Annotated in this window: 18 protein-coding genes; 4 read left to right on the top strand and 14 right to left on the bottom strand. The window is 63.5% G+C overall.

What is annotated here, in order from left to right:
- Positions 1–314: 314 nt before the first annotated feature.
- The 4 genes from IE125_RS09680 to IE125_RS09665 all read right to left on the bottom strand — a co-directional run bounded on the left by IE125_RS09680 (position 315) and on the right by IE125_RS09665 (position 3,065).
- The gene (locus tag IE125_RS09680) at positions 315–767 is read right to left on the bottom strand and encodes a regulatory protein RecX (RefSeq protein WP_189444466.1); all 453 of its coding nucleotides are present in this window, start codon (positions 765–767) and stop codon (positions 315–317) included.
- A 162-nt stretch (positions 768–929) separates the two neighbouring features.
- Complete coding sequence (recA, locus tag IE125_RS09675; protein ID WP_189444465.1) at positions 930–2,000, bottom strand: recombinase RecA; 1,071 nt, start codon at positions 1,998–2,000, stop codon at positions 930–932.
- 181 nt (positions 2,001–2,181) lie between these two features.
- Complete coding sequence (locus tag IE125_RS09670; protein ID WP_189444464.1) at positions 2,182–2,700, bottom strand: CinA family protein; 519 nt, start codon at positions 2,698–2,700, stop codon at positions 2,182–2,184.
- A 179-nt stretch (positions 2,701–2,879) separates the two neighbouring features.
- Positions 2,880–3,065, bottom strand: coding sequence for a hypothetical protein (locus IE125_RS09665; protein WP_189444463.1), 186 nt, complete (start codon positions 3,063–3,065; stop codon positions 2,880–2,882).
- A 259-nt stretch (positions 3,066–3,324) separates the two neighbouring features.
- On the opposite strand from IE125_RS09665, the gene IE125_RS09660 reads away from it, so the two are divergent.
- The 3 genes from IE125_RS09660 (at position 3,325) to fdxA (ending at position 6,754) form a co-directional block, all read left to right on the top strand.
- A complete protein-coding gene (locus IE125_RS09660; RefSeq protein WP_189444462.1) occupies positions 3,325–3,519 on the top strand; it encodes a hypothetical protein in 195 nt (64 codons plus the stop codon).
- A 125-nt stretch (positions 3,520–3,644) separates the two neighbouring features.
- The gene (mutS, locus tag IE125_RS09655) at positions 3,645–6,224 is read left to right on the top strand and encodes a DNA mismatch repair protein MutS (RefSeq protein ID WP_189444461.1); all 2,580 of its coding nucleotides are present in this window, start codon (positions 3,645–3,647) and stop codon (positions 6,222–6,224) included.
- 206 nt (positions 6,225–6,430) lie between these two features.
- Positions 6,431–6,754: a ferredoxin FdxA gene (fdxA, locus tag IE125_RS09650; RefSeq protein WP_189444460.1), complete on the top strand. Its 324-nt coding sequence runs from the start codon at positions 6,431–6,433 to the stop codon at positions 6,752–6,754.
- Between the two features lie 237 nt (positions 6,755–6,991).
- On the opposite strand, the gene eno is transcribed toward fdxA, so the two are convergent.
- The 4 genes from eno to IE125_RS09630 form a co-directional block, all read right to left on the bottom strand.
- The gene (eno, locus tag IE125_RS09645) at positions 6,992–8,284 is read right to left on the bottom strand and encodes a phosphopyruvate hydratase (protein WP_189444459.1); all 1,293 of its coding nucleotides are present in this window, start codon (positions 8,282–8,284) and stop codon (positions 6,992–6,994) included.
- 183 nt (positions 8,285–8,467) lie between these two features.
- Complete coding sequence (pyrG, locus tag IE125_RS09640) at positions 8,468–10,126, bottom strand: CTP synthase (RefSeq protein WP_189444458.1); 1,659 nt, start codon at positions 10,124–10,126, stop codon at positions 8,468–8,470.
- A 140-nt stretch (positions 10,127–10,266) separates the two neighbouring features.
- Positions 10,267–10,998, bottom strand: coding sequence for a gamma-glutamylcyclotransferase (locus IE125_RS09635; RefSeq protein WP_189444457.1), 732 nt, complete (start codon positions 10,996–10,998; stop codon positions 10,267–10,269).
- Positions 10,999–11,149: 151 nt separating this feature from the next.
- Complete coding sequence (locus IE125_RS09630; RefSeq protein WP_189444456.1) at positions 11,150–12,454, bottom strand: solute carrier family 23 protein; 1,305 nt, start codon at positions 12,452–12,454, stop codon at positions 11,150–11,152.
- 299 nt (positions 12,455–12,753) lie between these two features.
- Here IE125_RS09630 and IE125_RS09625 point away from each other — a divergent pair, with 299 nt between their 5' ends.
- A complete protein-coding gene (locus tag IE125_RS09625) occupies positions 12,754–13,941 on the top strand; it encodes an NAD(P)/FAD-dependent oxidoreductase (RefSeq protein WP_189444455.1) in 1,188 nt (395 codons plus the stop codon).
- A 136-nt stretch (positions 13,942–14,077) separates the two neighbouring features.
- Here the strand turns inward: IE125_RS09625 and IE125_RS09620 are convergent, their stop codons facing one another.
- The 6 genes from IE125_RS09620 to IE125_RS09595 all read right to left on the bottom strand — a co-directional run bounded on the left by IE125_RS09620 (position 14,078) and on the right by IE125_RS09595 (position 25,077).
- Entirely contained in the window at positions 14,078–14,320 is a 243-nt protein-coding gene (locus IE125_RS09620) for a hypothetical protein (RefSeq protein WP_189444454.1), read from the bottom strand.
- Between the two features lie 214 nt (positions 14,321–14,534).
- The gene (locus IE125_RS09615; protein ID WP_189444453.1) at positions 14,535–15,965 is read right to left on the bottom strand and encodes a glutamate synthase small subunit GltD family protein; all 1,431 of its coding nucleotides are present in this window, start codon (positions 15,963–15,965) and stop codon (positions 14,535–14,537) included.
- Positions 15,966–15,993: 28 nt separating this feature from the next.
- Entirely contained in the window at positions 15,994–20,445 is a 4,452-nt protein-coding gene (gltB, locus tag IE125_RS09610; RefSeq protein WP_189444452.1) for a glutamate synthase large subunit, read from the bottom strand.
- A gap of 741 nt (positions 20,446–21,186) precedes the next feature.
- Entirely contained in the window at positions 21,187–22,299 is a 1,113-nt protein-coding gene (gene aroB, locus IE125_RS09605; protein ID WP_189444451.1) for a 3-dehydroquinate synthase, read from the bottom strand.
- Positions 22,300–22,378: 79 nt separating this feature from the next.
- Positions 22,379–22,939 (bottom strand): shikimate kinase AroK, encoded by a 561-nt coding sequence (gene aroK, locus IE125_RS09600; RefSeq protein ID WP_189444450.1) that lies wholly within the window; start codon positions 22,937–22,939, stop codon positions 22,379–22,381.
- Positions 22,939–25,077 (bottom strand): type IV pilus secretin PilQ, encoded by a 2,139-nt coding sequence (locus IE125_RS09595; protein WP_308430133.1) that lies wholly within the window; start codon positions 25,075–25,077, stop codon positions 22,939–22,941. The genes aroK and IE125_RS09595 overlap by 1 nt, the downstream gene beginning before the upstream one ends.
- Between the last annotated feature and the right edge of the window lie 67 nt (positions 25,078–25,144).

The following is a 25,144-nucleotide window of genomic DNA, read 5'->3' as shown; positions in this document are numbered from 1 at the left end:
GTTAGTATAACGTAGGCGGCGGCCAGTCTGTCGAGTGCGACACCCAGTGTCGCCAGGATTCGCCGTGAATGCGATGGCGACTGCTCGTCTCGGTTAAAGGCGGGCCGGCTGCCGACGGCTTGAGTGGCAGGCGCCGCTGCAGGACGTCATGGCGGCAGGATCGAGAGAGAGCTCGGCGGAAAGAGGGAGTTCAGCGGAGAGAAAGTCTGGTCGAGAGAAAGCTTGGTCTAGAAAAAACCTGATCGAGAAAAGGCTCGGTGGAGAGAGCCAGCGGGTAAGCCGACTGGAAAATAGCGCCTCGCGGCGGCAGACGTTCACCCCCAGGCGTATTTCATGGCGTGACGAACGTGATCGAATTCAAAGCCCCGCCCGGCGAGGAAACGCTCCCGCCTGGCTCGCTCACGCGGCGTCGCCCCGGGCCCATCGAAGCGCTTGGCCAGCGCATGACACGCCAGCTCTTGCCAGTCGGGCGCTTCGGCCTCCAGCGCCAGGCCGACCAGCGCATCGTCGATGCCACGGGTGCGTATGTCGGCGCGCACCTTGACCGGCCCCTGCCCACGCGCGATGCGTGAGCGCACGAAAACTTCGGCAAAGCGTTCATCCGACTGCAGCCCATCGGCGGACAGCGCATCGAGCGCTGGCGCGACCGCTTCTGCGGCTACGCCCTTGTCGCTCAGTCGCTGCGCGAGTTCGGCTCGAGAGTACTCTCGCCGTGCCAGAAATTGAATGGCGATCTCGCGCGGGTCGGGTTCGGCGTTCTGCGTCATCAGTTTTCCATCATGGCCAGCGGCGCGCCCACTGACGGTTCGCCGCGTGTCAGCTCGTTCTATGGTTCACGTTCTGTGGCTCACATCCTCTGGCTCAGGCTTTCAGGTTCGGGCTTCCAGGTTCGGGCTTCCAGGTTCTTGCTCTCGAAGTCATGCTTCTGACTACAGCAGCGAGTCACCGGCATCGTCGCCCTCGGCGACGGCCGCGTCGGCAGCCTTCTCTTTCTCCTTCGGCGCCGGTACGGCAAGCAGCTGCGCGCGAATCTGATCCTCGATCTCTTTCATGATCTCCGGATGCTCTTCCAGATACTGTGCGGCGTTGGCCTTGCCCTGGCCGATCTTGCTGCCCTGGTAGCTGTACCAGGCACCGGCCTTATCGACCAGATTGCACTGCACGCCGAGATCGATCACCTCACCGGCATGGTAGATCCCCTTGCCATAGAGAATCTGAAACTCGGATTGGCGGAACGGCGGCGCGACCTTGTTCTTGACCACCTTGACGCGCGTTTCGTTGCCGGTCACTTCATCGCCCTGCTTGACCGAGCCGATACGGCGAATGTCGAGACGAACACTGGAGTAGAACTTGAGCGCGTTACCGCCGGTGGTCGTTTCGGGACTGCCGAACATCACGCCGATCTTCATGCGGATCTGGTTGATGAAGACCACCATGCAGTTGGCGTTCTTGATGTTGCCGGTGATCTTGCGCAGTGCCTGCGACATCAGACGCGCCTGCAGGCCGACGTGGGAGTCGCCCATCTCGCCTTCGATCTCGGCGCGCGGCGTCAGCGCCGCCACGGAGTCGATGATGATCACGTCGACGCCGCCGGAGCGAACCAGCATGTCGCAGATCTCGAGCGCCTGCTCGCCGGTATCCGGCTGCGAAACCAGCAACTCGTCGAGATCGACGCCTAGTTTCTCGGCATAGCTCGGGTCGAGCGCGTGCTCGGCATCGACGAAGGCGCAGGTCTTGCCATCCTTCTGCGCCTGCGCGATCACGGAGAGCGTCAGCGTGGTTTTACCGGAAGATTCCGGCCCGAAGATTTCGACGACGCGCCCATAAGGCAGACCGCCCACGCCAAGCGCAATATCCAGCCCCAGCGACCCCGTCGACACGACCGGTACCGCGGTTCGCGGCGTATCTCCCAGACGCATCACGGTGCCTTTGCCGAATTGGCGGTCGATCTGTGACAAAGCCGCATTGAGTGCCTTGCTGCGGTTTTCGTCCTGTGCCATGAAGGTCTCCTATGAGTGCGCAGGGATGAGAAGAAACGCTCGCCCTGCCGATATCGGCTCATGGGCGCACGCTCCGCATACTGTATGGCTAGCCAGTAGTATGGCGAATAATTGCCTGCCCGACTATCCCCGTACCGCGATTTTCTATCTCCGAGCTCACCGTCCTCACCGCACGCGGGAATCAGCCAGCATCGAGTTGTTCCAATAGACCGTGGAGCGCCAGCGCAACGGCGACCTCTCTGACCTGCTGCCGATTACCGGACAGTCGATAGCAGCGAGTCGTCTGCGATCGCTCGTCACCCCAGGCGAACCAGACCGTGCCGACCGGTTTTTCCGCGCTGCCGCCGCCCGGGCCGGCGACACCACTGATCGCGACCCCCAGCCCAGCACCGCTATCCCGGCAAGCACCGGCGACCATTTCGCGGACCGTCTCGGCGCTGACCGCACCGCAAAGACTCAGCGTTTCATCGCCGACGCCGAGCAGGCGCTGTTTGGCCGCGTTGGAATAAGTCACGTAGCCCGTCTCGAAATAGGCAGAGCTACCGGCGACATCAGTGATCGCACTGGCAACCCCGCCTCCGGTGCAGGACTCCGCGGTGGTGAGCTGGACGCCCCGAGCTCGACACGCCTCACCGAGCCGAACCGAGAGGATGTCGCTGCCCACCGAGATGGCATCGGGCAAAGTCGTTATAGCGCTCATGGGATGCACCCTGGATATCTGCCATTCGGTTACGGGGCGATGACGTCCCCGTGTCGGAGCCACCGCGGAAAACGGGCAACGATGGCTATTCATTGGATCCGCGGAACAGATTACCAGCGGGTTCTGGATCGGCAAGGATCACCGAAGCAGGCAGTGCGAATCGAGAAAGACGCGGTCAGTCAATTCGACTCGTCAGGGCCAGTGCCGAACGAAGACGGCTCGGCATGACGCGCAGCCAGATCAGCCACGGCAATCTCCAGCAGCACGACAGCCAGTTCGCTCACATTGACGTTGCGCTTGTTGGCTTCGATAGCGAGCAGGCGAAAGGTCGAATCGCTTAAGTGGTTAAGCACCAAACGAGCCATGAACCAGGTCTCCAGATGCTGATTTAGCACACTGTAACCCGCCGGTAGCCAAAGCCCAGGCTGAAATCCCTGCGACTTTAGGCATGAGACCTGGAGCCGAAGCGCCCTCGGGAGATCGAAGCCGGAAATTCACCGAAACGAATAAATGCAATAACAAAACAAATATTCACACGGAATATTCTTGTTTTCTTATTTAATTGCGCCGTTAGTGCCAGTATCTATCTTGAAACATCGTTTACATTGGCCAGGAGATCGACCCATGCCTTGCTGTACTCGCTGTGGCAGCTATGCCTCTCAGCGTCTCAAGCGCCCCCTGCACGCCCGCATCCTTCGACTCAGGCGCCGCTATTTCTGTTTCGACTGTGAAACCGTCTTCGTCCCCGGAGCGCCGGAAGCCAATCGCCGAGCGCCCTTTCGGGACGCCAGCGCGGCGGGGGCGGTCAGCGATAGCTGAGCCACGCCGACCCGCGCTCGAGCGGTCGTGTCGGCCGGCGGAGCCCATGATAACCTACGCAGCGCCGCCGTCTTCCGGCGCGCCGATCATGACCTCCTCACCGTAACGGAGCAACACTTTCAGCCATGCAGGACGCGGCCGCCAGCAAGAAGTCTCAGCATACCCCGATGATGGCTCAGTACCTGAAGATCAAGCGCGAACATCCGGACGTGCTGCTCTTCTATCGCATGGGCGATTTCTACGAGCTGTTCTTTGACGATGCCAGACGCGCATCGCAGCTGCTCGACATCACGCTGACCGCCCGCGGGCAGTCTGCCGGCTCTCCGATTCCGATGGCCGGCGTTCCCTACCATAGTGCCGAGTCCTATCTGGCGCGCTTGGTCAAGTCCGGCGAGTCGGTGGCGATCTGCGAGCAGATCGGTGATCCGGCCACGAGCAAAGGTCCCGTGGAGCGGCGGGTGGTGCGTATCGTCACGCCCGGCACGTTGCATGACGAAGCACTGCTCGATGCCAGTCGCGACAATCTGCTGGTCGCACTGGCCAACGGCGGCGAACGCTGGGGACTGGCGTGGCTCGAACTTTCGAGCGGGCGTTTCAACGTTCTCGAGGTCGATGGCGAAGCTGACATGCTCGCCGAGGTCCATCGGCTGCAACCCGCGGAGCTACTGGCAGCAGAAAGCCTCGATCTGCCACCGATTCTCGCCGAGCGCACGGGGCTGCGCCGTCAGAATGACTGGCACTTCGATTTGGAGACCGCTCACCGCCTGCTCTGCGATCAATTTCAGGTGGCCGATCTGCGTGGTTTCGGCTGTACCCATCTCGAGACCGCGCTGGTCGCCGCCGGCGTGCTGATCGACTACGCCCGCGACACGCAGCGCTCACGCCTGCCTCACGTCACCGCGCTCGGCGTGGAGAGTCGCGACGAGGCCGTGGTCATCGACGCCGCCAGTCGACGCAACCTCGAGATCGACATCAACCTCGGCGGCAGCGGCGACAACACGCTGGCCAGCGTGCTGGACACGACCGTCACACCGATGGGCTCGCGCCTGCTCAAGCGCTGGCTCAACCGTCCGCTGCGAGATCGCGACCAGGTCGGTGCTCGCCAGGCCGCCATCCAGCTCCTGCTGGACGGCGATCAGCACGTGCCGATTCGCGACTCCCTCAATGAGGTGGGCGATGTCGAGCGCATTCTCGCCCGTGTGGCGCTGAGAAGCGCGCGACCGCGCGATCTGGCGCGTCTGCGCGATGCGCTCAACGTGCTGCCGGCACTTCAGGAGGCGCTGGCGCGAATCGAGGGCGAAAGCGCGCTCGATGATCTCTTGCGCCACATTCGGCCCTACCCGGCGCTGTCCGATACGCTGACGCGGGCGCTGCTCGACAATCCCCCGGTCGTGCTGAGAGATGGCGGCGTGATTCGCGAAGGTTTCGATGAAGAACTCGACGAGTATCGCGGCCTCGCCGAGCATGCCGGCGACTATCTGGTCCAGCTCGAGACGCGCGAGCGCGAGCGCACCGGACTGGCCGGACTCAAGGTCGGTTACAACCGCGTCCACGGCTACTTTATCGAGATTCCCCGCGCTCAGGCTCGGGAGGTGCCCGCCGACTATATTCGCCGACAGACGCTAAAGAATGCCGAACGCTTCATCATCCCCGAACTCAAGAAGTTCGAGGACAAGGCGCTGTCGGCCAAGTCCCGCGCACTGGCCCGGGAGAAACTGCTCTACGAGAGCCTGATCGACACGCTCAATGCCGAGCTGGATGCGCTGCAGGCCACGGGGCGCTCGCTGGCGGCGCTGGACGTACTCTGTGCCCTGGCCGAGCGCGCGCAGAGCCTGGACTTCGTGCGACCGCAGCTGCTCGAGACACCGGGCTTCAACATCGTCGGTGGTCGCCATCCGGTCGTCGAACAGGTCAGTCAGCATCCGTTCGTGCCCAACGACCTCGTGCTCGACGACAGTCGTCGCATGCTGGTCATCACCGGGCCCAACATGGGCGGCAAGTCGACCTACATGCGCCAGGCGGCGCTGATCGCCCTGCTCGCCCACACCGGCTCGTTCGTCCCGGCGGATAGCGCCGAAATCGGCCCGGTCGATCGCATCTTCACGCGCATCGGTTCGAGCGACGATCTCGCCGGCGGCCGCTCCACCTTCATGGTCGAGATGACCGAAACCGCCAGCATTCTGCATAACGCCACCGCCGAGAGCCTGGTGCTGATGGACGAGATCGGTCGCGGCACGAGCACGTTCGATGGCCTGTCGCTGGCCTGGGCCAGCGCCGAGCACCTGGCCGGCCAGCGCGCCTTTACGCTATTCGCGACCCACTACTTCGAGATGACGGCGCTGGCCGAACAGCAGGAGACGGTCGCCAACGTCCACCTGACGGCGGCCGAGCACAAGGATGGCATTGTCTTCATGCACCGGGTCGAGGAGGGACCGGCCAGTCAAAGCTACGGCCTGCAGGTCGCCCAGCTCGCCGGCGTGCCGCAAGGCGTCATCGCCCGCGCGCGCGAAAAACTCGCCACGCTCGAACAGCCGCCGGAACTGCCGTCGCCGGCCAGCGCGGACGCGAAAAACCAGCCTCAGCAGGCGGATCTCTTCGCGGCTGCGCCCCACCCGGTCATCGAAGCGCTGGGCTCGCTCGACATCGATTCGCTCACGCCGCGCGCGGCACTGGCGCTTCTTTACGAGTGGCGCGACAAGCGCTGACTCGGCAACACGCGCTGTGAGGCTATAACACCATTCCCAGACGTTCCCAGTCCCGGCTTGCCGGGGCTGGCGAGCGCCGCCTAGAATATGGCGCCAAAGAAGACCGCAAGGCGGCGCCGTCGCACACGGCGATTCCTATCGAGCGTTACCATTATCCGCCGCGACCGTGACCCGAGGGGCCAGCCCCGCAACAGGAGAGATCACCCATGACGTTCGTCGTCACCGAGAACTGCATCAAGTGCAAATACACCGACTGCGTCGAAGTCTGCCCGGTGGACTGCTTCTACGAAGGGCCCAACTTCCTCGTCATTCACCCGGACGAGTGTATCGACTGTGCGCTCTGCGAGCCGGAGTGCCCCGCCGAAGCGATCTTCTCGGAAGACGAGCTGCCGGAAAGCCAGCAGCAGTTCATCGAACTGAACGCCGAACTCGCCGAAGTGTGGCCTAACATCGCCGAGCAGAAAGATCCGCCGGAAGATGCCAAGGAGTGGGACGGCAAGCCGAACAAGATCGAGCTGCTCGAACGCTGATTGGCTACTGCCCTCATGGCGCCAATGGGACGCTCGCAGCCGAAGAACGCAAGAAGGCCGCTCATCGAGCGGCCTTCTTGCGTTTCAATACCATTGCGTGGCGCTTAATGACCTCTAGCGTTCTCGCGAGCTAGGATCAGACGAGGCAAAAGCAGCCTAAGAAGCGCAGTTTACGTGGTTGTAAATGAGCATTCTAAGGCTGCTTTTAACGCGGTCTGGCCGACGCGCAGCGGAACGCTACTGTCCCTTGATGGCCTTCAGGCCCGGATAAGCGACCTTACCCTCCAGCTCCTGCTCGATGACCAGCAGACGATTGTACTTCGCGACGCGGTCGGAGCGGCAGAGCGAACCGGTCTTGATCTGGCCGGCCGCGGTACCCACGGCGAGATCGGCAATGGTGGTGTCCTCGGTTTCACCGGAGCGGTGCGAAATGACGGCGGTGAAGCCGGCATCCTGCGCCATCTTGATCGCATCCAAGGTTTCGGAGAGCGAGCCGATCTGGTTGAACTTGATCAGGATGGAGTTGCCGATCTTCTCGTCGATGCCGCGCTTCAAGATCTTGGTATTGGTCACGAACAGATCGTCGCCGACCAGCTGCACCTTGTCGCCGATCTTGTCGGTCAGCGCCTTCCAGCCGTCCCAGTCCGACTCGTCCATCCCGTCCTCGACCGAGACGATGGGATACTGCTGGCAAAGATCGGCCAGATAGTCGGCAAAACCGGCAGCATCGTACTGCTTGCCTTCCCCGGAAAGATCGTAGGTGCCATCCTGGTAGAACTCGGACGAGGCGCAGTCGAGCGCGAGCGTGACATCCTTGCCCAGTGCATAGCCAGCGCTCTCGACCGCCTGCTGGATCACGGCCAGCGCTTCGGCGTTGGACGACAGGTTGGGCGCGAAGCCACCCTCGTCGCCAACCGACGTCGAGAGCCCCTTGGCGGAGAGGACTTTCTTCAGCGCGTGAAAAATTTCAGCCCCCATGCGCAGCGCCTCGCGGAAATTCGGCGCGCCCACCGGCTGGATCATGAACTCCTGAATATCGACGTTATTATCGGCGTGCTCACCGCCATTGAGGATATTCATCATCGGCACGGGCATCAGGTAGTTGCCCGGCTGACCATAAAGCGTGGCGATGTGCGCGTAGAGCGGCACGCCCTGCTCGATCGACGCGGCCTTCGCCGCCGCCAGAGACACCGCGAGGATGGCATTGGCGCCAAGATTGGCCTTGTTGTCGGTACCATCGAGTTCGAGCATGGCGTTGTCCAGCGCACGCTGGTCGCTGGCGTCCATGCCGACCAGGCGCTCGCGGATCTTGCCGTTGACGGCCTCGACCGCTTTTAACACGCCTTTGCCGAGATAGCGGCTCTTGTCGCCATCGCGCAGCTCGAGCGCTTCGCGCGAGCCGGTGGAGGCGCCGCTCGGGGCGCAGGCACTGCCGACGATGCCGCCGACCAGCGTCACCTGCGCCTGAACGGTCGGGTTGCCACGGGAATCCAGCACTTCGAGGGCGCGAATATCTACGATCTCAGCCATGTCATATCGTCCTGTCGAGGGATCACCGGAGTGATCCGAGCGTGAAACACCCGGTCCTTGGCGCGCTCGAGCCGGGCGGTAAAATTCGGTGATAGCGGATGTCGAGCTTAGTCAATCGAGGGCCTTGCGGTCTAGCTCCGCCACAACGACGCGGGGGATGACTTTCGCCATCCCCCGCTGCCTTCACTCCTGGTGCGCCAGGCCCTGTTGGCGTTGTCGCTGCGCCTTGTGTTCGAGCGCGGCGTTGACGAATCCGGTAAAGAGCGGATGTCCGTCACGCGGAGTCGAGGTGAATTCGGGGTGGAACTGACACGCCACGAACCAGGGGTGATCGGGCAGCTCGATCATCTCGACCAGCGATTGATCGCCGCTCTTGCCGGAGACGATAAGCCCAGCCGCTTCCAGATCGGCAACGAACTGGTCGTTGACCTCGAAGCGATGACGATGCCTTTCGGTGATGGTATCGAGCCCGTAAATCTCGCGCGCCCTGGAATCCGGCTTGAGCAGACACTCCTGACCGCCGAGGCGCATGGTGCCGCCGAGATCGGAAGCTTCGTCGCGCAGCTCGATCTGCCCCTCGGCGTTGATCCATTCGGTGATCAGACCGACCACCGGATGCTTGGTATCACGCGTGAACTCGGTGGAGTTGGCATCTTCCCAGCCTGCGACGTGGCGGGCGAACTCGATCACCGCCACCTGCATGCCGAGGCAGATGCCCAGGTAAGGAATACCGTTCTCGCGGGCGAAGCGCGCCGTCTGGATCTTGCCTTCGACACCGCGCTCACCGAAGCCGCCGGGTACCAGAATGGCATCCTTGCCGGCCAGACGTTCGATGCCGTGGCGCTCGATCAGCTCGGAATCGACATACTCGACATTGACCTTCACCCGAGTCTGGATGCCGGCGTGAATCAGCGCTTCGTTGAGCGACTTGTAGGCGTCGAGCAGCTCCATGTACTTGCCGACCATGGCGATATTGATCGTCTTGAGCGGGTTGAGCTTGGCATCGAGCACATGGATCCACTCGGCCAGATCGGCGGGCTCGGCTTCGAGGCGCAGCTTGTCGCAGACGATCTCGTCAAGGCCGTGCTCGTGGAGCATCAGCGGAATCCGGTAGATGGTATCGGCGTCCTGCAGCGGGATGACCGCGCGCTCCTCGACGTTGGTGAACAGCGCGATCTTGCGCCGCTCACTCTCCTCCAGCTCGACCTCGCTCCGACAGATCAGGATATCCGGCTGAATACCGATCGAGCGCAGCTCCTTGACGCTGTGCTGGGTCGGCTTGGTCTTGGTCTCGCCGGCAGTCTTGATGTAGGGCACCAGCGTCAGGTGCATGAACAGCGCCCGGCTGGCGCCAACCTCGCTGCGCAGCTGGCGGATCGATTCCAGGAACGGCAGCGATTCGATATCGCCGACAGTGCCGCCGATCTCGACCAGCGCCACGTCGTAACCCTCTCCCCCCTTGATCACGCGATGCTTGATCTCGTCGGTGATGTGCGGGATGACCTGCACCGTCCCGCCGAGATAGTCGCCGCGGCGCTCCTTGCGCAGCACGTGCTCGTAGACACGCCCGGTGGTGAAGTTGTTGCCCTGGGTCATCTTGGTGCGGATGAAACGCTCGTAATGGCCCAGATCGAGATCGGTCTCCGCGCCATCTTCGGTGACGAACACCTCGCCGTGCTGGAACGGACTCATGGTCCCCGGATCGACGTTGATGTACGGATCCAGCTTGAGGATGGTGACCTTGAGGCCACGCGCCTCGAGAATCGCCGCCAGCGAAGCCGACGCAATGCCCTTGCCGAGAGAGGACACAACGCCGCCGGTCACGAAGATATATCGTGTCATGGAAAACCTGTCGATATCGTGGTCGTAAAAGGCCTGGGGGAGAAAGTCAGGCCAGGATGGGACGCCAGATTACCAGAACCGGCTCGCCGGCTCAATTTGCGATACGCGCCGACCGGCAACGTCGCGACGCACTCGTGCCCTCAGTCGCCGACGGCGCGCTGCAGCCACTCCAGACGCCGGTCGCGAATGCCCAGCGAATGCAGGTCACCGACCGTATTGTCGAGATACTCGCGGCAGGAACCGAGCACCCCGCGACCGGTGCGCAGCAGATGGACGACGGTCTCGTTGGGCTGCCGGCCGATATAGCGTTCGTGATGCGGATTGATGACGAAGGCGATCCCCCACAGCGCGCCGACGTCGGTACGAAGCTTGACCCACTTCGGGCGGTAGGCCCCGGTCAGCATTTCGCGGCGCCACACCAGCATCAGTTCGCGCTCGAGATGCGCGGCCGGCACCCGAATCGCGACCCCGTGGCAGGACCCGCCCGGCGCCAGCGCCAGCATGAGTCCCGGCGTCTGCGGCGTGCCACGTCCGTGATCGAGCTTGAGGCAGAAATCGCGATGGAAACCATACAGGCGGCAAGTGTGGCGCTCGGCGACCTCCACGCAAGGGTTCCAGATCAGCGAGCCGTAGGCAAAGAGATAGACGCCGTCGATCTCGCTCGCCTCGGCGGGCGCCGTCTCCAGCATGTGGCGGATGGAGTCCTGAAGCTGCTGCTGGCTCTGCAGCGCTACCTCGGGATGTGCGCGCTCGAAATGCCGACGAATCAGATCCTGCTCCAGCACCTCGCGGGTCATCGTGATCGACTCCTCCTCGGGCACCAAGGCTTCGCTATCCTTATCACTGGCCTGATCGCTGGCTTGCTCGCTCATCTGCGCTCTCTATCGATATGGATGTTGGGAACGGGTCACCTCGTGGCGATTTGCCCTGACGATTAGACTAACGCGCTAACTTTCCAAAGCGAAGCGATTACCCGCCGCCTCGGGCAAAGCACTGAGCCCAAAGCGCTTGTCTCGAAGCAGATCACTCCCGTTCCAGGGCAGCGCGCCGCCCTCGACGCAGCAGCGCATGCAAAAGGATCGCACCGAAGGTCGCCGTGCCGATGCCGTCGAGCGTGAACTGACCCAACGACAGCGAGAAGTTGCCGGCGCCCAGCACCAGCGTCACCGCCACCACGATGAGATTGACGTTGTCGGAGAGGTCGACCTGGTTCTGAATCCAGATACGCGCGCCGGCCACGGCAATGAGACCGAAGACCACGATCGACGCGCCGGCCAGCACCGGTCCGGGAATGGTCTGAATCAGTGCACCAAATCGCGGCGAGAAACCGAGCAAGATGGCAAAACCGGCCGCCGCGACGAAGATCAGTGTCGAGTAGACCTTGGTCACCGCCATCACGCCGATGTTCTCGGCGTAAGTGGTCACGCCGGTTCCCCCGGCCGAGCCGGACAGCATCGTCGCCAGGCCATCACCTAGAAACGCCCGCCCGATGTAGGGGTCGAGATCACGCCCGGTCATCGCACCCACCGCCTTGATGTGACCCAGATTCTCGGCCACCAGGATCACCGCAACGGGCGCGATCAGCACGGCGGCGTGCGCCGTGAACGTCGGTGCGCTGAAACTCGGCATCCCGAACCAGGGCGCCGCGGCAATGATCGAGAAATCGATCGGTTTGCCCCATCCGAGGCCATTGGTGACCAGCGCATAGATCAGATAGGCGGCAATCAGCCCGACCAGGATCAGCAGCCGCTGCAGCATGCCCCGAGTCAGCACAGCAGCCAGTCCGATGCAAAGAATCGTCACCAGCGCCATGATGGCATCGAAATTGGCGCCGGACACGCTCGACACCGCCACCGGCGCCAGATTGAGCCCGATCGTCATGACGATCGCCCCCGTCACGACCGGCGGCAGAAGCGATTCGATCCAGCGCGTGCCCGCCGCCATCACCACCACGCCGATAGCCGCGTAGATCGCGCCGCACATGATGATCCCGCCCAGCGCGAGACCGATCGACGGGTTAGTACCGCTACCACCATACCCGGTCGCCGCGATGACTACGCCGATGAACGCGAAGCTCGAGCCCAGGTAGCTGGGAACGCGTCCACCAACGATCAGAAAGAAAAGCAGCGTGCCGACACCGGACATCAGGATCGCGAGATTGGGGTCGAAGCCCATCAGCAGCGGCGCCAGCACGGTCGAGCCGAACATCGCCACGGCGTGCTGTACGCCCATCGCCAGCGTCTGCAGCGGCGCCAATGCTTCGTCAGGCGCGACCACGCCCTGACTGTCGGGGGCGACGCGGCGCCAACGGGGAAACCAGGATGCCATTGCTTTGCTCTCCAGCTGTCGATCGGTGACGGTGGCCGGTCATTGGACCGGCCGCGGCGCATTCTACCGCCAGCGTTCCGACTCGCCCAATGCCCGTCGCGGCCGAGCTTGTGACGCCTTTCAAGCCGGCCCGCATCCGGCGGCGCCCGATACGGCATTCGCGGCTATCGCCGAGGCTGTCTATGGTGAAACGTGGCAGGCGGTTGCGCCCGCTATCGAGCGTCGACTTCAGGAAGAAGCCGCCGCTTTCGCTTTTCGTCAACCACGAGTAGAGCGCGTACGCACCCCAGGGAGAGAACATGCAACGCTACGACTATCTCATCGTCGGCGGCGGTATGGTTGCCGCCAATGCCGTACAAGGTATCCGCGACAGAGACACCGAGGGCACCATCGGCATTCTCGGCGCCGAAGCCAACGGCCCCGTCACTCGGCCGGCGCTATCCAAGAAGCTCTGGACCGATCCCGAGTTCGGCTACGACAAGATCTGGATGCAGCCGGAGAGCGACGCCGGCACGACACTGCACACCGGCACCCGCGTCACCGCGATCGACCGCAGCGCCAAAACGGTCACTACCGCAGCCGGCGAGACGTTCGGCTACGGCAAGCTGCTGCTCGCTACCGGCGGCAAGCCGATCCGACTGGATCTGCCCGAGAGCCCGCGCGTGCGTTACTTCCGCACCGTCGAGGATTACGACCGGCTGCGCGAGCTGTCCGGGAAGGATCTGCACATCGCCGTCGTTGGCGGCAGCTACATCGGCACCGAACTGGCGGCCGCACTGATCCAGAATGGCTGCCGCGTCACGCTCATCTACCCCGAAGAGGTCCTCGGCAGCACGCGGCTGCCGCCATCACTGGCCAACCGCTTCCACCAGACCTACGTCGACAACGGCGTCCAACTACTGGGCGGGCGCAAGGTCACCGCCGGTGAAGAGGCTGACGGCAAGGTGACGCTGACCCTCGACGATGAATCGAGCCTGATCGCCGACGCCGTCGTTTTCGGCATCGGCGTCAAACCGAGCGTTGAGCTGGCAGCGAAGGCCGGGCTCGAGGTGGACGGCGGTATCGTCGTCGACGAGCATCTCAAGACGGCGGATGACGCCATCTTCGCGGCCGGCGATGTCGCCACCTATCCGGATCGTCTTCTCGGCCGCTGGCACGCAGAGCACGTCGACAACGCCAACCAGATGGGCGCCACGGTGGGCCACAATCTGGCAGGGGCGATGGAAGTCTACGAGCACACGCCGTATTTTTACTCCAACGTCTTCGATATCGCTTGGAAAGCGATCGGCGTCACGGATAGCTCGCTGGAGATCATCGAAGACGTGGCCGACGGCAAAGGCGCTTACTTCTACCTCGAGGACGAGCGCGTCAAAGGCGTGTTGCTGCTCGACCTCGATGCCCAGCGACTCGACGACGCCCGCCAGGTCCTCGCGGAAACCGGTCCTCAGAATGCCGCCAGTCTGGTGGGCCGTATTCCCAAGACGTGATGGGTCCACGATTCACGCACCCGACGCACAAGCGCGTCAGCCTCGGGAGAGGCTGACGCGCTGTGGATATCTCTGCCGGCCATCCCCCCCCCGTCGACGTCATCGCGGGACGGCGCAGCAGGCACCGCGCGGCGGTTTACGCTTTTTCGAGACGCGCCGCCACGATCTTGGCACGGCGCTCGATCTCCTCGAGCATGCCGGCGCACTCGTCGGACATCCCGCTGTCCTTCAGCTTGGCCAGCGAAAACAGTGTCTCCAGACGGCCGTATACCGTCTTCGCTTCGGCACCTTCGACGTTCTCCGGCGCCAGCACGTGCTCTTCCAGCTCGCGAAGATTGACGTTCGCTTGATCCAGAATGTTGCGTTCCAGTCTGATCATGTCGTTTTCCCCTGAGATACCCGCCTGTCGAGCGAGCGTGGTCGGTCGATGAAGCGCGCCACTGTAACGACTCGCTCGCAGCGATACCACCGTGAATCCTGACCGCGACCGCGATGCGTGGCGAGCGCGCCAGCGCGATCCCATAAAAAGGGCGCCGGCGAGACCGCCGGCGCCCGATGACGTTGCCGTGTGACGCGTGGCGTCTGGAGGTGGGTCAAACCTTGAGATAGTCCAAAATTCCCTCGGCTGCCTGCCGACCTTCGTAGACCGCCGTCACGACGAGGTCCGATCCGCGCACCATATCGCCCCCGGCAAACACTTTTTCATTGCTGGTCTGGTAGGCGAAACGCTCCATCTGCGCCGGAATTTCCGGTGCCAGCACGCGACCCCGCTCGTCGATCTCGATCTGGTGCGTATTGAACCACTCGATCTCGCTGGGCTGGAATCCGAACGCGATGACCACGGCGTCGCAGGCGAGAATCTCCTCGGAGCCGGGCACCACTTCCGCACTGCGGCGGCCCTTCTCGTCGGGTTCGCCCATACGTGTACGCACCAGCTTGACGCCCTCTACCTTGTCTTCACCGACAATCGCCACCGGCTGTCGATTGAACAGGAACTCGACGCCCTCTTCCCGCGCGTTGGCCACCTCGCGCTTGGAGCCGGGCATGTTCTCCTCGTCCCGGCGATAGGCGCAGGTCACGCTGGCCGCGCCCTGGCGGATCGAGGTGCGGTTGCAGTCCATGGCGGTATCACCGCCGCCCAGCACGACGACGCGACGGCCCTGCATCGAGACGTAGTCCGCCGGATCCTTCTCGAAACCGAGATGGTGATTGGCATTGGCGATGAGGAAGTCGAGCGCCTTGTAGACACCCTCCATCTCTTCACCCGGGAACCCGCCGACCATGTACTTGTAGGTGCCCATGCCGAGAAAGACCGCATCGAACTCGTCATCGAGCTGCTCGAAAGTGATGTCACGACCGATTTCGGTATTGAGCCGGAATTCGACGCCCATCTCCTCGAACACCGCGCGACGCCGCTCCATCACGTGCTTCTCGAGCTTGAACTCGGGAATCCCGAAGGTGAGCAGACCACCAATCTCCGGGTAGCGGTCGAACACCACCGGCTTGACGCCGTTGCGCACCAGAATATCGGCACAGCCCAGCCCGGCCGGGCCGGCCCCGACGATCGCGACCCGCTTGTCGGTCATGGTCACGCCCGACATGTCCGGACGCCAGCCCATGGCGAAGGCGGTGTCGGTGATGTACTTCTCGACCGAGCCGATGGTGACGGCCCCAAAACCATCGTTCAGCGTGCAGTCACCTTCGCACAAGCGATCCTGCGGACAGACACGACCACAGACTTCCGGCAGCGAATTCGTACGGTGCGACATCTCCGCCGCTTCGAGGATGTTGCCCTCGCTGACCAGCTTGAGCCAGTTGGGGATGTAGTTGTGAACCGGGCATTTCCACTCGCAGTACGGATTGCCGCAGTGCAGGCAGCGGTGCGCCTGACTGGCCGCCTCGGCGGGCTTGAACGGTTCGTAGATCTCGGCAAATTCCTTCGCCCGACTGCGCGCATCCTTCTTCTGTGGATCGCGGCGACCGACGTCGATGAACTGGAAGTCGTTGCTCAAACGGTTTGCCATGTGTTCTCTCCTCACTCGATCCAAGCGCTTATTCGGGCTGACGGCGTGACTGGGCCAGCAAGCCGTTGAGGCTCGCGGCCTTGGGCTTCACCAGCCAGAAGTGGCGGATGAAGTCGGAGAAATCCTCCAGAATCGCGCGCCCGCGCTCCGAGCCTGTCTCCTCGACATATTCGGTGATCACCTCGCGAAGATGGCGACGATACGCCTCCATCGATTCGGTGTTGATGCGATGGATCTCGACCAGCTCATGGTTGTAACGATCGACGAAACCGCGATCCTCGTCGAGCACGTAGGCGAAACCGCCGGTCATGCCCGCACCGAAGTTGACGCCGGTCTGACCCAGCACGCAGACCAGGCCGCCGGTCATGTACTCGCAGCAGTGATCGCCCGAGCCTTCGATGACCGCATGGGTGCCGGAGTTACGTACGCCGAAGCGCTCGCCGGCCATGCCGGCGGCGAACAGCTTGCCGCCGGTCGCGCCGTAGAGGCAGGTGTTGCCGATGATCGCCGTCTCGTGGCTCGCGAAGCGACTGCCCTTCGGCGGTACGACGACCACCTTGCCGCCGTTCATGCCCTTGCCGACGTAGTCGTTGGCGTCCCCCTCGAGGTAGAGATTCAGCCCTCGGGCATTCCAGACACCAAAGCTCTGGCCGGCAACGCCGGTAAAACGTGCCGTGATCGGCGCATCCTCGAGGCCGGCCTCGCCGTAGCGCTTGGCGATCTCGCCGGAGGCGCGCGCCGCCACCGAGCGGTCGCAGTTGGTGATTTTGAAGCTGAACTCGCCGCCGGATTTCGACTCGATCGCCGCTTCCAGTGCCTCAAAAACCTCCTGATTCTTGGCGCCCGGATCATGCGGCACGTTGCGGCTCACCTGGCAGAACTGCGGCGCGTCAGCCGGCACGAAGTCGTTGGCCAGCAGCGGCGAGAGATCGAGCTTGCGCTGGGCCGGCGTCTGACCCTCGATCATCTCGAGCAGATCGGTGCGTCCGATCAGGTCGGTCAACTGACGCACGCCCAGCAGCGCCATCAGCTCACGCACTTCCTCGGCGATGAAGCGGAAGTAGTGCTTGACCATGTCGACGGTGCCGCGGAAATGCTCGTCGCGCAGCTCCTGATGCTGAGTCGCGACGCCGGTGGCGCAGTTGTTGAGGTGACAGATCTTCAGATACTTGCAGCCCAGCGCAACCATCGGCGCCGTGCCGAAACCGAAGCTCTCGGCGCCGAGGATCGCCGCCTTGACCACGTCCAGGCCGGTCTTCAGGCCGCCATCGGTCTGCAGTCGAATCTTGTCGCGCAAGCCATTGATGCGCAGCGCCTGATGCACCTCGGGCAGCCCCAGCTCCCACGGGCTGCCGGCATGGCGGATCGAGGTGATCGGGCTCGCCGCGGTCCCGCCATCGTAGCCGGAGACGGTAATCAGATCCGCGTACGCCTTGGCAACGCCAGTGGCGATGGTGCCGATACCCGGCTCGGAGACCAGCTTGACCGACACCTGCGCACTTGGATTGACCTGCTTCAGATCGAAGATCAGCTGGGCCAGATCCTCGATCGAATAGATGTCGTGGTGCGGCGGCGGCGAAATCAGCGTCACACCGGGAACCGCATAGCGCAGCCGTGCGATGGTCTCGTTGACCTTGCCGCCGGGGAGCTGGCCACCCTCGCCCGGCTTGGCGCCCTGTGCCACCTTGATCTGCAGCACCTCGGCGTTGACCAGATAGGCCGGCGTGACGCCAAAGCGACCGGAGGCGATCTGCTTGATCTTCGAGGAGCGAATGGTGCCGTAACGCGCCGGGTCCTCGCCCCCTTCCCCTGAGTTGGAGCGCCCGCCGGTCTCGTTCATCGCCTGCGCCAGCGCTTCGTGAGCCTCCGGTGACAGCGCCCCGAGCGACATGCCGGCGCTGTCGAAGCGCGGCAGCAGGTTTTCCACCGGTTCGATCTCGTCGAGCGGCAACGGCTCGGGCGCCGGCTTGAGCTTGAGCAGATCACGAACCGTGGCCACGGGACGCTCGTTGACCAGACGCGCAAACGCCTTCCACTTGCCGTAATCGCCCTGCTGGACCGCCTGCTGCAGCGTCATGACCACGTCGGGATTGTAGGCGTGGAACTCGTGACCGTGGACGAACTTGACCAGGCCACCCTGCTTGAGGGTCTTGCGCGGAATCCAGGCATCGCGGGCCGCTAGCTCCTGCTGCATCTGCAGCTCGCTGAAGCCGGTGCCCTCGATGCGCGACATCATGCCATCGAAGCACATCGACATCACCTCGCTGCCGAGACCGACCGCCTCGAATAGCTGCGAGCCGCGATAGGAGGAGATCTGCGAGATCCCCATCTTCGACAGGATCTTGAAAAGCCCCTTCTGCATGCCCTTGCGATAGTTCTCGCGCGCATCGGCCGGATTGCCCACCAGCTCGCCGGTGCGGTGCATATCCGCCATCACCTGGTAGGCGAGGTAGGGATAGATCGCCGTGGCGCCGACGCCGAAGAAGACCGCCATCTGATGGGCATCGCGCGCGTAGCCGGTCTCGACGACGAGGTTGACCCGCGGGCGCAGCGCCAGCTTGGACAGATGATGATGCACGGCCCCGGTCGCCAGCAGTGCCTGAATCGGCAGCTTGCCCTTCTCGAGCTCGGCATCCGACAGCACCAGAATTACCTTGCCATCCTTCGCCGCCTGCTCCGCCGACTGGCACAGCGACTGGAGCGCCTGCTTCAGCGAGGTGGTCTCGGGATCGTAGTGCAGCTTGAGCGTGTGCGACGCGAACGCCGGGTCCTCCTGGGTCACCAGCGCCGTGAACTTGCGCGGCGACAGGATCGGCGTGGTCAGGATCAGACGGTGCGCGTGTTCCGGCGTTGCCTCGAAGACGTTGAGCTCGGCACCGCAGCAGGTCTCGAGAGACATCACGATCGCCTCGCGCAGCGGGTCGATCGGCGGGTTGGTGACCTGCGCGAACTTCTGGCGGAAGAAATCGGTAAGTAACCGATTCTGGCGCGAGAGTACCGCCATCGGCGTGTCATCGCCCATCGAACCGACCGCTTCCTGCCCGCTTTCGGCGAGCGGGCGCAGCAGCTGATCGCGCTCCTCGAACGTCACCGAGTACATCTTCTGGTAGACGTTGAGCTCGTCGAGCGCCATCGGCTGGAAGCGAGCCAGTTCGGTGAGCGCCGACTCCAGGTAATGTGCGTGCTCCTTGAGCCAGCGCTTATACGGGTAGGCGGACTTGAGGCGCTTGTCGATGTCGTCGGTATGCAGCACCTCGCCGGTCTCGGTATCCACGGCGAGAATCTGCCCCGGACCGACGCGGCCCTTGGCGACGACCGATTCCGGCTTGTAGCCCCAGACGCCGATCTCGGAAGAGAGCGTGATATAGCCGTTGTCGGTAATCACCCAGCGCGCCGGACGCAGGCCGTTGCGGTCGAGCATGCAGACGGCGTGGCGACCTTCGGTCATGACGATACCGGCCGGGCCGTCCCACGCTTCCATGTGCATGGAGTTGTATTCGTAGAAGGCGCGCAGGTCGCCATCCATCGTCTCGATGTTCTGCCACGCCGGCGGCACCATCATGCGCACCGCGTTGTAGAGATCCATTTCGCCGGTCAGCAGCACCTCGAGCATGTTGTCCATGCTCGAGGAGTCAGAGCCGGTGGTGTTGACGATCTCGTCGAGACCGTCGATATCCGGCAAGAGCTCGTTGACGAAGTTCGCCTTGCGCGCGTTGGCCCAGCCGCGGTTGGCTTCGATGGTGTTGATCTCACCGTTGTGAGCCATGAAGCGGAACGGCTGCGCCAGCGGCCAGCGCGGTGCCGTGTTGGTCGAAAAGCGCTGGTGGAAGACACAGATCGCCGTCTCGAGCCGCTCGTCGCCCAGATCCCGGTAGAAGGTGGGCAGGTCGGCGGGCATCATCAGACCCTTGTAGGAAACGACCTTCGACGACAGCGAACAGACGTAGAACTCCTCGTCGCTGCGCAGCTTCTGCTCGGCCAGGCGCCGCGCCATAAAGAGCTGCACGTTGAAATCGGCATCGGACTGGTCGGCGCCGCCCTCGACGAACACCTGCCGAATGCGCGGCAGGCAGTCGAGCGCCATCGGCCCACAGACGCTCGGATCGGTCGGCACGTCGCGCCAGCCTTTCACCTGCAGGCCGCGCTCTGCCAGCTCACCCTCGAGCACGCTGCGGGCCTGCGCTTCGCGAGCGTCCTCATCGGCGAAGAAGACCACGCCCACGGCGAACCGCTCGCCAAGGTCGGCATCAAGTGACTCACGCGCCACTTCGCGCATGAAATCGGTCGGCATCTTGAGCAGCAGGCCGCAGCCATCGCCGGTCTTGCCGTCGGCAGCGATCCCGCCGCGGTGGGTCATGCAGGTCAGCGACTCGATCGCCGTCTTGAGCAGATCGTGACTCGCCTGCCCCTCCATGTGTGCAATCAGACCGAAGCCGCAGTTGTCGCGGAATTCGCCGGGCTGGTGAAGACCTCTCATCATGGGCGTGCCTCACAAAGCTAAATCGGAAAGCCCGGGTCGAAAGCCGACAGCGTCGGAGATCGGGCTCTTGTATCCGGTCACGGAAAGAGATATTTTGGAGGGTTTTTTATTCTTATAACCAAGCGTAACTGGCGTTTTACGGCGTCGCTCGACGCCGACACTTCACCTCACGCCATGCGCGCGAGGGCCGCTCAGAATATCCACTTAACCCGACCAGCGCAATCGCCGCGCAGTCTCGAAAGAAAACAAAACCATTAGAAATCGCGTACTTAGAAAAGTCTATTGTCAAAATACCGTGTCGGCTCAAGAGCTTAGACCAAGCCATTAGACTAAAGTCGAATTAGCCAAAAAGCCTGGCTTGATCAGGGTGGACATCATACAACCCCATGCCGATACGGCATGAAGCATGCCGAAAGCAGGCCGACGACCGATGTTAACGCGACCTTTTCGAGTCGAGACCCACATCAGAGTCGAGACACGCAACATAGTCGAGACTCACAACATCGATGTGACGACTTACGGACGGTAGCGACTTGACGAGCCATCGCCCGCAAGGGACGCGCTACCAGCGCGCTTACCAAGGCACCCACCAGAAAGCGGTGACAGCATCGAAGAGACAGCGTAAGGAAATGCTAGCGAGGGCCAGAGCGGCAGACGGGCGCAGGGGGAAACTATGCCGGATTGCCACCAGACGGTTTGAAAGTGCCTGGCGGCGACAACCCTCGCTCACCCGCAAGGGGTTCAGCGGCGGGAGAAATCTCGCAGCAGGCGGTCGAGCTGATCGGCGGGCGTATCGTCACGGATGCAGGCCTGCCCGAGTGACTCGAGCAGAATGAGACGCACGCGATCATCGAGGTTTTTCTTGTCCAGCCGCATGCGCTCGAGAAAGTCCGCCGCGCTCATGTTCGCCGGTGCCACCGTCGGCAATGCCGCCGCCTCGAGCACGCCGGCCACGCGTTCGACATCGGCCTCTGACAGCCACCCGCGGTCGGCCGACAAGCGTACCGCCATCATGGTGCCCGCACCGACGGCTTCTCCATGCAGCCAGTTGCCATACCCCTGATGCGCTTCGATCGCGTGACCGAACGTGTGGCCGAGATTGAGCGTGGCACGCACGCCCTGCTCGGTTTCATCCTCCGCGACCACCTCGGCCTTGATCTCGCAGCTGCGCAGAATGGCGTGTCGGATCGCGCCACCATCCAGCGCGCGCAGCGCCGTCATGTTGGCCTCGAGCCAGTCCAGAAACGCCGCATCGCGAATCAGACCGTACTTGATCACTTCCGCCAGCCCCGCGGAGAGCTCGCGTGCGGGGAGCGTGGCGAGCGTATCGGTATCGACGATCACCGCCTTCGGCTGCCAGAAGGCACCGATCATGTTCTTGCCACGCGGATGATTGACGCCGGTCTTGCCGCCGACGGAGGAGTCGACCTGCGCCAGCAGCGTGGTCGGCACCTGAACGAAGGCGACGCCGCGCTGATAGCTCGCTGCCGCAAAGCCGGCCATGTCGCCGATGACGCCACCCCCGAGCGCGATCAGCGTGCAGCGACGATTGAAACCGGCCGCCAGCAGCGCATCCCAGATACGCTCCACCGAGGCCAGCGTCTTGGTCGGCTCGCCGTCGGGCAGTATCACTTCGCGGACGTCGAAATCGCGCGCGTTCAGGGTCTCTTTCAAGGCCGGGAGATAGAGCGGCGCGACCACATCATTGGTCACGATCATGACCTGGCGTCCGGCCAGATGCGCCACGAGGTGCTCGGGACTCGACAGCAGGCCGGCACCGATGTGAATCGGATAGCTGCGTTCGCCGAGCGCGACATCGAGACGATCCATCGGTAGCGACGTGTTTGACGACATGGACGTTGACCCCTGTTGATGAACCGGCCGGATGCCCCCGGCGATAAAGCGACTCGAATCGAGGATGGCTACAGAAAGACTAGGGCGACTGCGACACCGAACTTCGCGACTTGAGCGGCTCCGTCAGCCGCGAGACGCGACGCAGGATCTCGTTGACCACGCTTCTGGGGCCTCGGCGATCGGTGCGCACCACGATGTCGGCCGTCGCGCGGTAGAGCGGGTCGCGGATGGCGAATAGATCGCGCAGCACCTGCTCAGGGTTCGCGTTCTGCAGCAGCGGCCGGTTGCGATCGCGAGAGGTACGCCGAACCTGCTGCTCGACCGTGGTGGCCAGATAGATCACCGTGCCCCGCTCACGCAGCAGCTGGCGATTGATCTCCCGCCCGACGGCGCCGCCCCCGGTCGCCATCACGACGTCATCGCGTCGAGAAAGTTCGTCGATCATCGCCGTTTCACGGTCGCGAAAACCCTGCTCACCTTCCACATCGAAAATCCACGGGATATTCGCCCCGCAGCGCGCCTCGATCTGATGGTCGCTATCCAGGAATTCGCGCTGCAATTCGGCCGCCAGAAGGCGGCCGATTGTGCTTTTGCCGGCCCCCATGGGGCCGATGAGAAACAGGTTGGGGAGCGAGCGCATCAGCGAATGGCCAGTCCGTCCTCGATGATCTTGGGCGTGATGAATACCAGCAATTCTACCTTTTCGTTGCTTTCCTGGGTATAGCGGAACAGATTGCCGAGAATCGGGATGTCTCCGAGTACGGGTGTTTTGAACAGCGTGCGCAGCTGTTCGGACGTCAGGATGCCGCCGAGTACCACGGTTTCTCCGTTATTGACCAGCACCTGCGTCTCGATCTCGTTGGTATCGATGGCGGGCGCGCCGTCGTAGCGCGTATCGGAGATATCGTCGTTGTTGACCTTGAGATCCATGATGATGCGGTCGTCCGGTGTAATCTGGGGTGTGACCTCGAGCGAGAGCACCGCCTCCTTGAACTCCGTCGTGGTCGCACCGCTCGAAGAGGCTTCCTGATACGGTACCTCCTGCCCCTGCTTGATGACCGCGGTGCGCTGATTGGCCGTGATCACCTTGGGCTGGGAGATGGTCTGGCTCTTGCCCTCGCTCTCCAGCGCCCGCAGCTCGAGATCGATCAGCACGTCGCCGGAGAGATAGCCGAAGCTGAATGCGCTGGACGGGTTGGTCGCGTTACCCAGATCGACCGCCAGGCCGCCGCCGTAGCTATCGGGGTCGTCCGAGGTCGTCGGCACGGTCGAGGCGTTGCCGTCGGCGGCACCGCTGAAGTCGAAGTGGCGACCACCGTTGCCGGAAAGCCCCCAGTTGACGCCCAGCTCGTGGGTCGCGCTGTCACGCGCGATGACGATGCGCGCTTCGATCTGCACCTGCCGCACCGGAATATCGAGATGCTCGATGGTGCGTTTTATCGCCTCGAGCTGATCGCGCGTATCCTGCAGTATCAGCGTGTTGGTGCGCGGATCGACGGTGACGCGCCCGCGATCCGACATCAGCCCGATGCCCTCGCCGCCGCGCAGCATCGATGCCAGCGTCTCTGCCTTGGCGTAGCGAATCTGGATGAACTCGGTCGTCACCGGCGCCAGCTGCGCCGACTGCTGACGGCTCTGCAGCGTCTGCTGCTGGAGGCTGGCGAGCTCGCCAGCCGGGGCGACCATCATCACGTCACCTTCGCGCCGCGACGCCAGCCCACGGCTCTGCAGCACCAGGGCCAGCGCCTGATCCCAGGGCACGTCTTTCAAATTGAGCGTCACGTTGCCCTGCACGCTATCGCTCGCGACCACGTTGAGCCCGGAGACATCGGCAATGATGGAGAGCACATCACGCACCGCAATATCCTGAAAATCGAGCGTGATCCGCTTTCCCGTATAGCTTGGCCCATCGTCGCGCTCCGGTCGCACCAGGGTGCCGGCGGGCGCCAGCGTCACGGTGAGCGTGCGACCACTTTGCGTGACGATCGGCTCGACGTCATCGGCGCTTGCGATGTCGAAACTCGCGCCCGCTGCCGAGCGTCGCGGCACGACCCGACGCACCGCGGTGCCGAAGTCGCCGACATCGAGCGTCTGATACTGGGCGTCAGGAAGCGTGACGCCGGGCAGCGTCACGCTGACCTCCCGCCCCTGACCGGAGACCTCGGCCGCGACGCCGCTGCGATCCAGCGTCAGCAGCAGTTGGCCGCTACCATCGCCGGCACGACGAAAGTCGATGGCAGCGACCCGCGGCTCGCCGGCCGCGACCGAAGGCACGGATTCGCGCGCCTGTGCGTCATTCCCCGCGGATTCCTGCGACGCCGAAGCGACACCACCTTGCGAGGCGGCCACCGCACGCGCACCGCCGGTCGCGCCGGCCTCGGCGCCCAGATGCAGGACGACCTGCGTCGCGCGCCGCTCGAGCCGGTAGTCCGTCGGCGCGTCGAGTTCGAACGCCAGGCGCGTTCTGCCCCCGGCACCAAGCACGCGTACCGACGATACACCGCCGCTATCGACCGCGAAGACGGGCTGAGACAGTCGACTTTGCGTATCGAGCAGATCGAGTGCCAGCCGCGGTGGCGATTCGGTCCGATAGCCGCGAATTTCGGGCACCCCGCCGACGAAGCTCAGCGTGACGTCGAGCCGCCCCGCGCCGCGTTCGGTGAAGTCCATCGCGGTCAGCGTCGGCGCCGCCCAGCTCGACATCGCCACGCCCCACAGCGCCAGCGCCGCGAGACATAAAACACTCTGCCTGCGCGAACGGATTATCGTTCTGCGCAATCTGATCATCGTTCTGCGCGCGCTCATCATCGTTCCCCTGCTGTGGACTGCCGGCCGATACGGAAGG

It is taken from the genome of Salinicola rhizosphaerae, assembly GCF_014652715.1.
Lineage (GTDB): Bacteria > Pseudomonadota > Gammaproteobacteria > Pseudomonadales > Halomonadaceae > Salinicola > Salinicola rhizosphaerae.
This window is presented reverse-complemented; position numbering and strand designations above follow the sequence as displayed.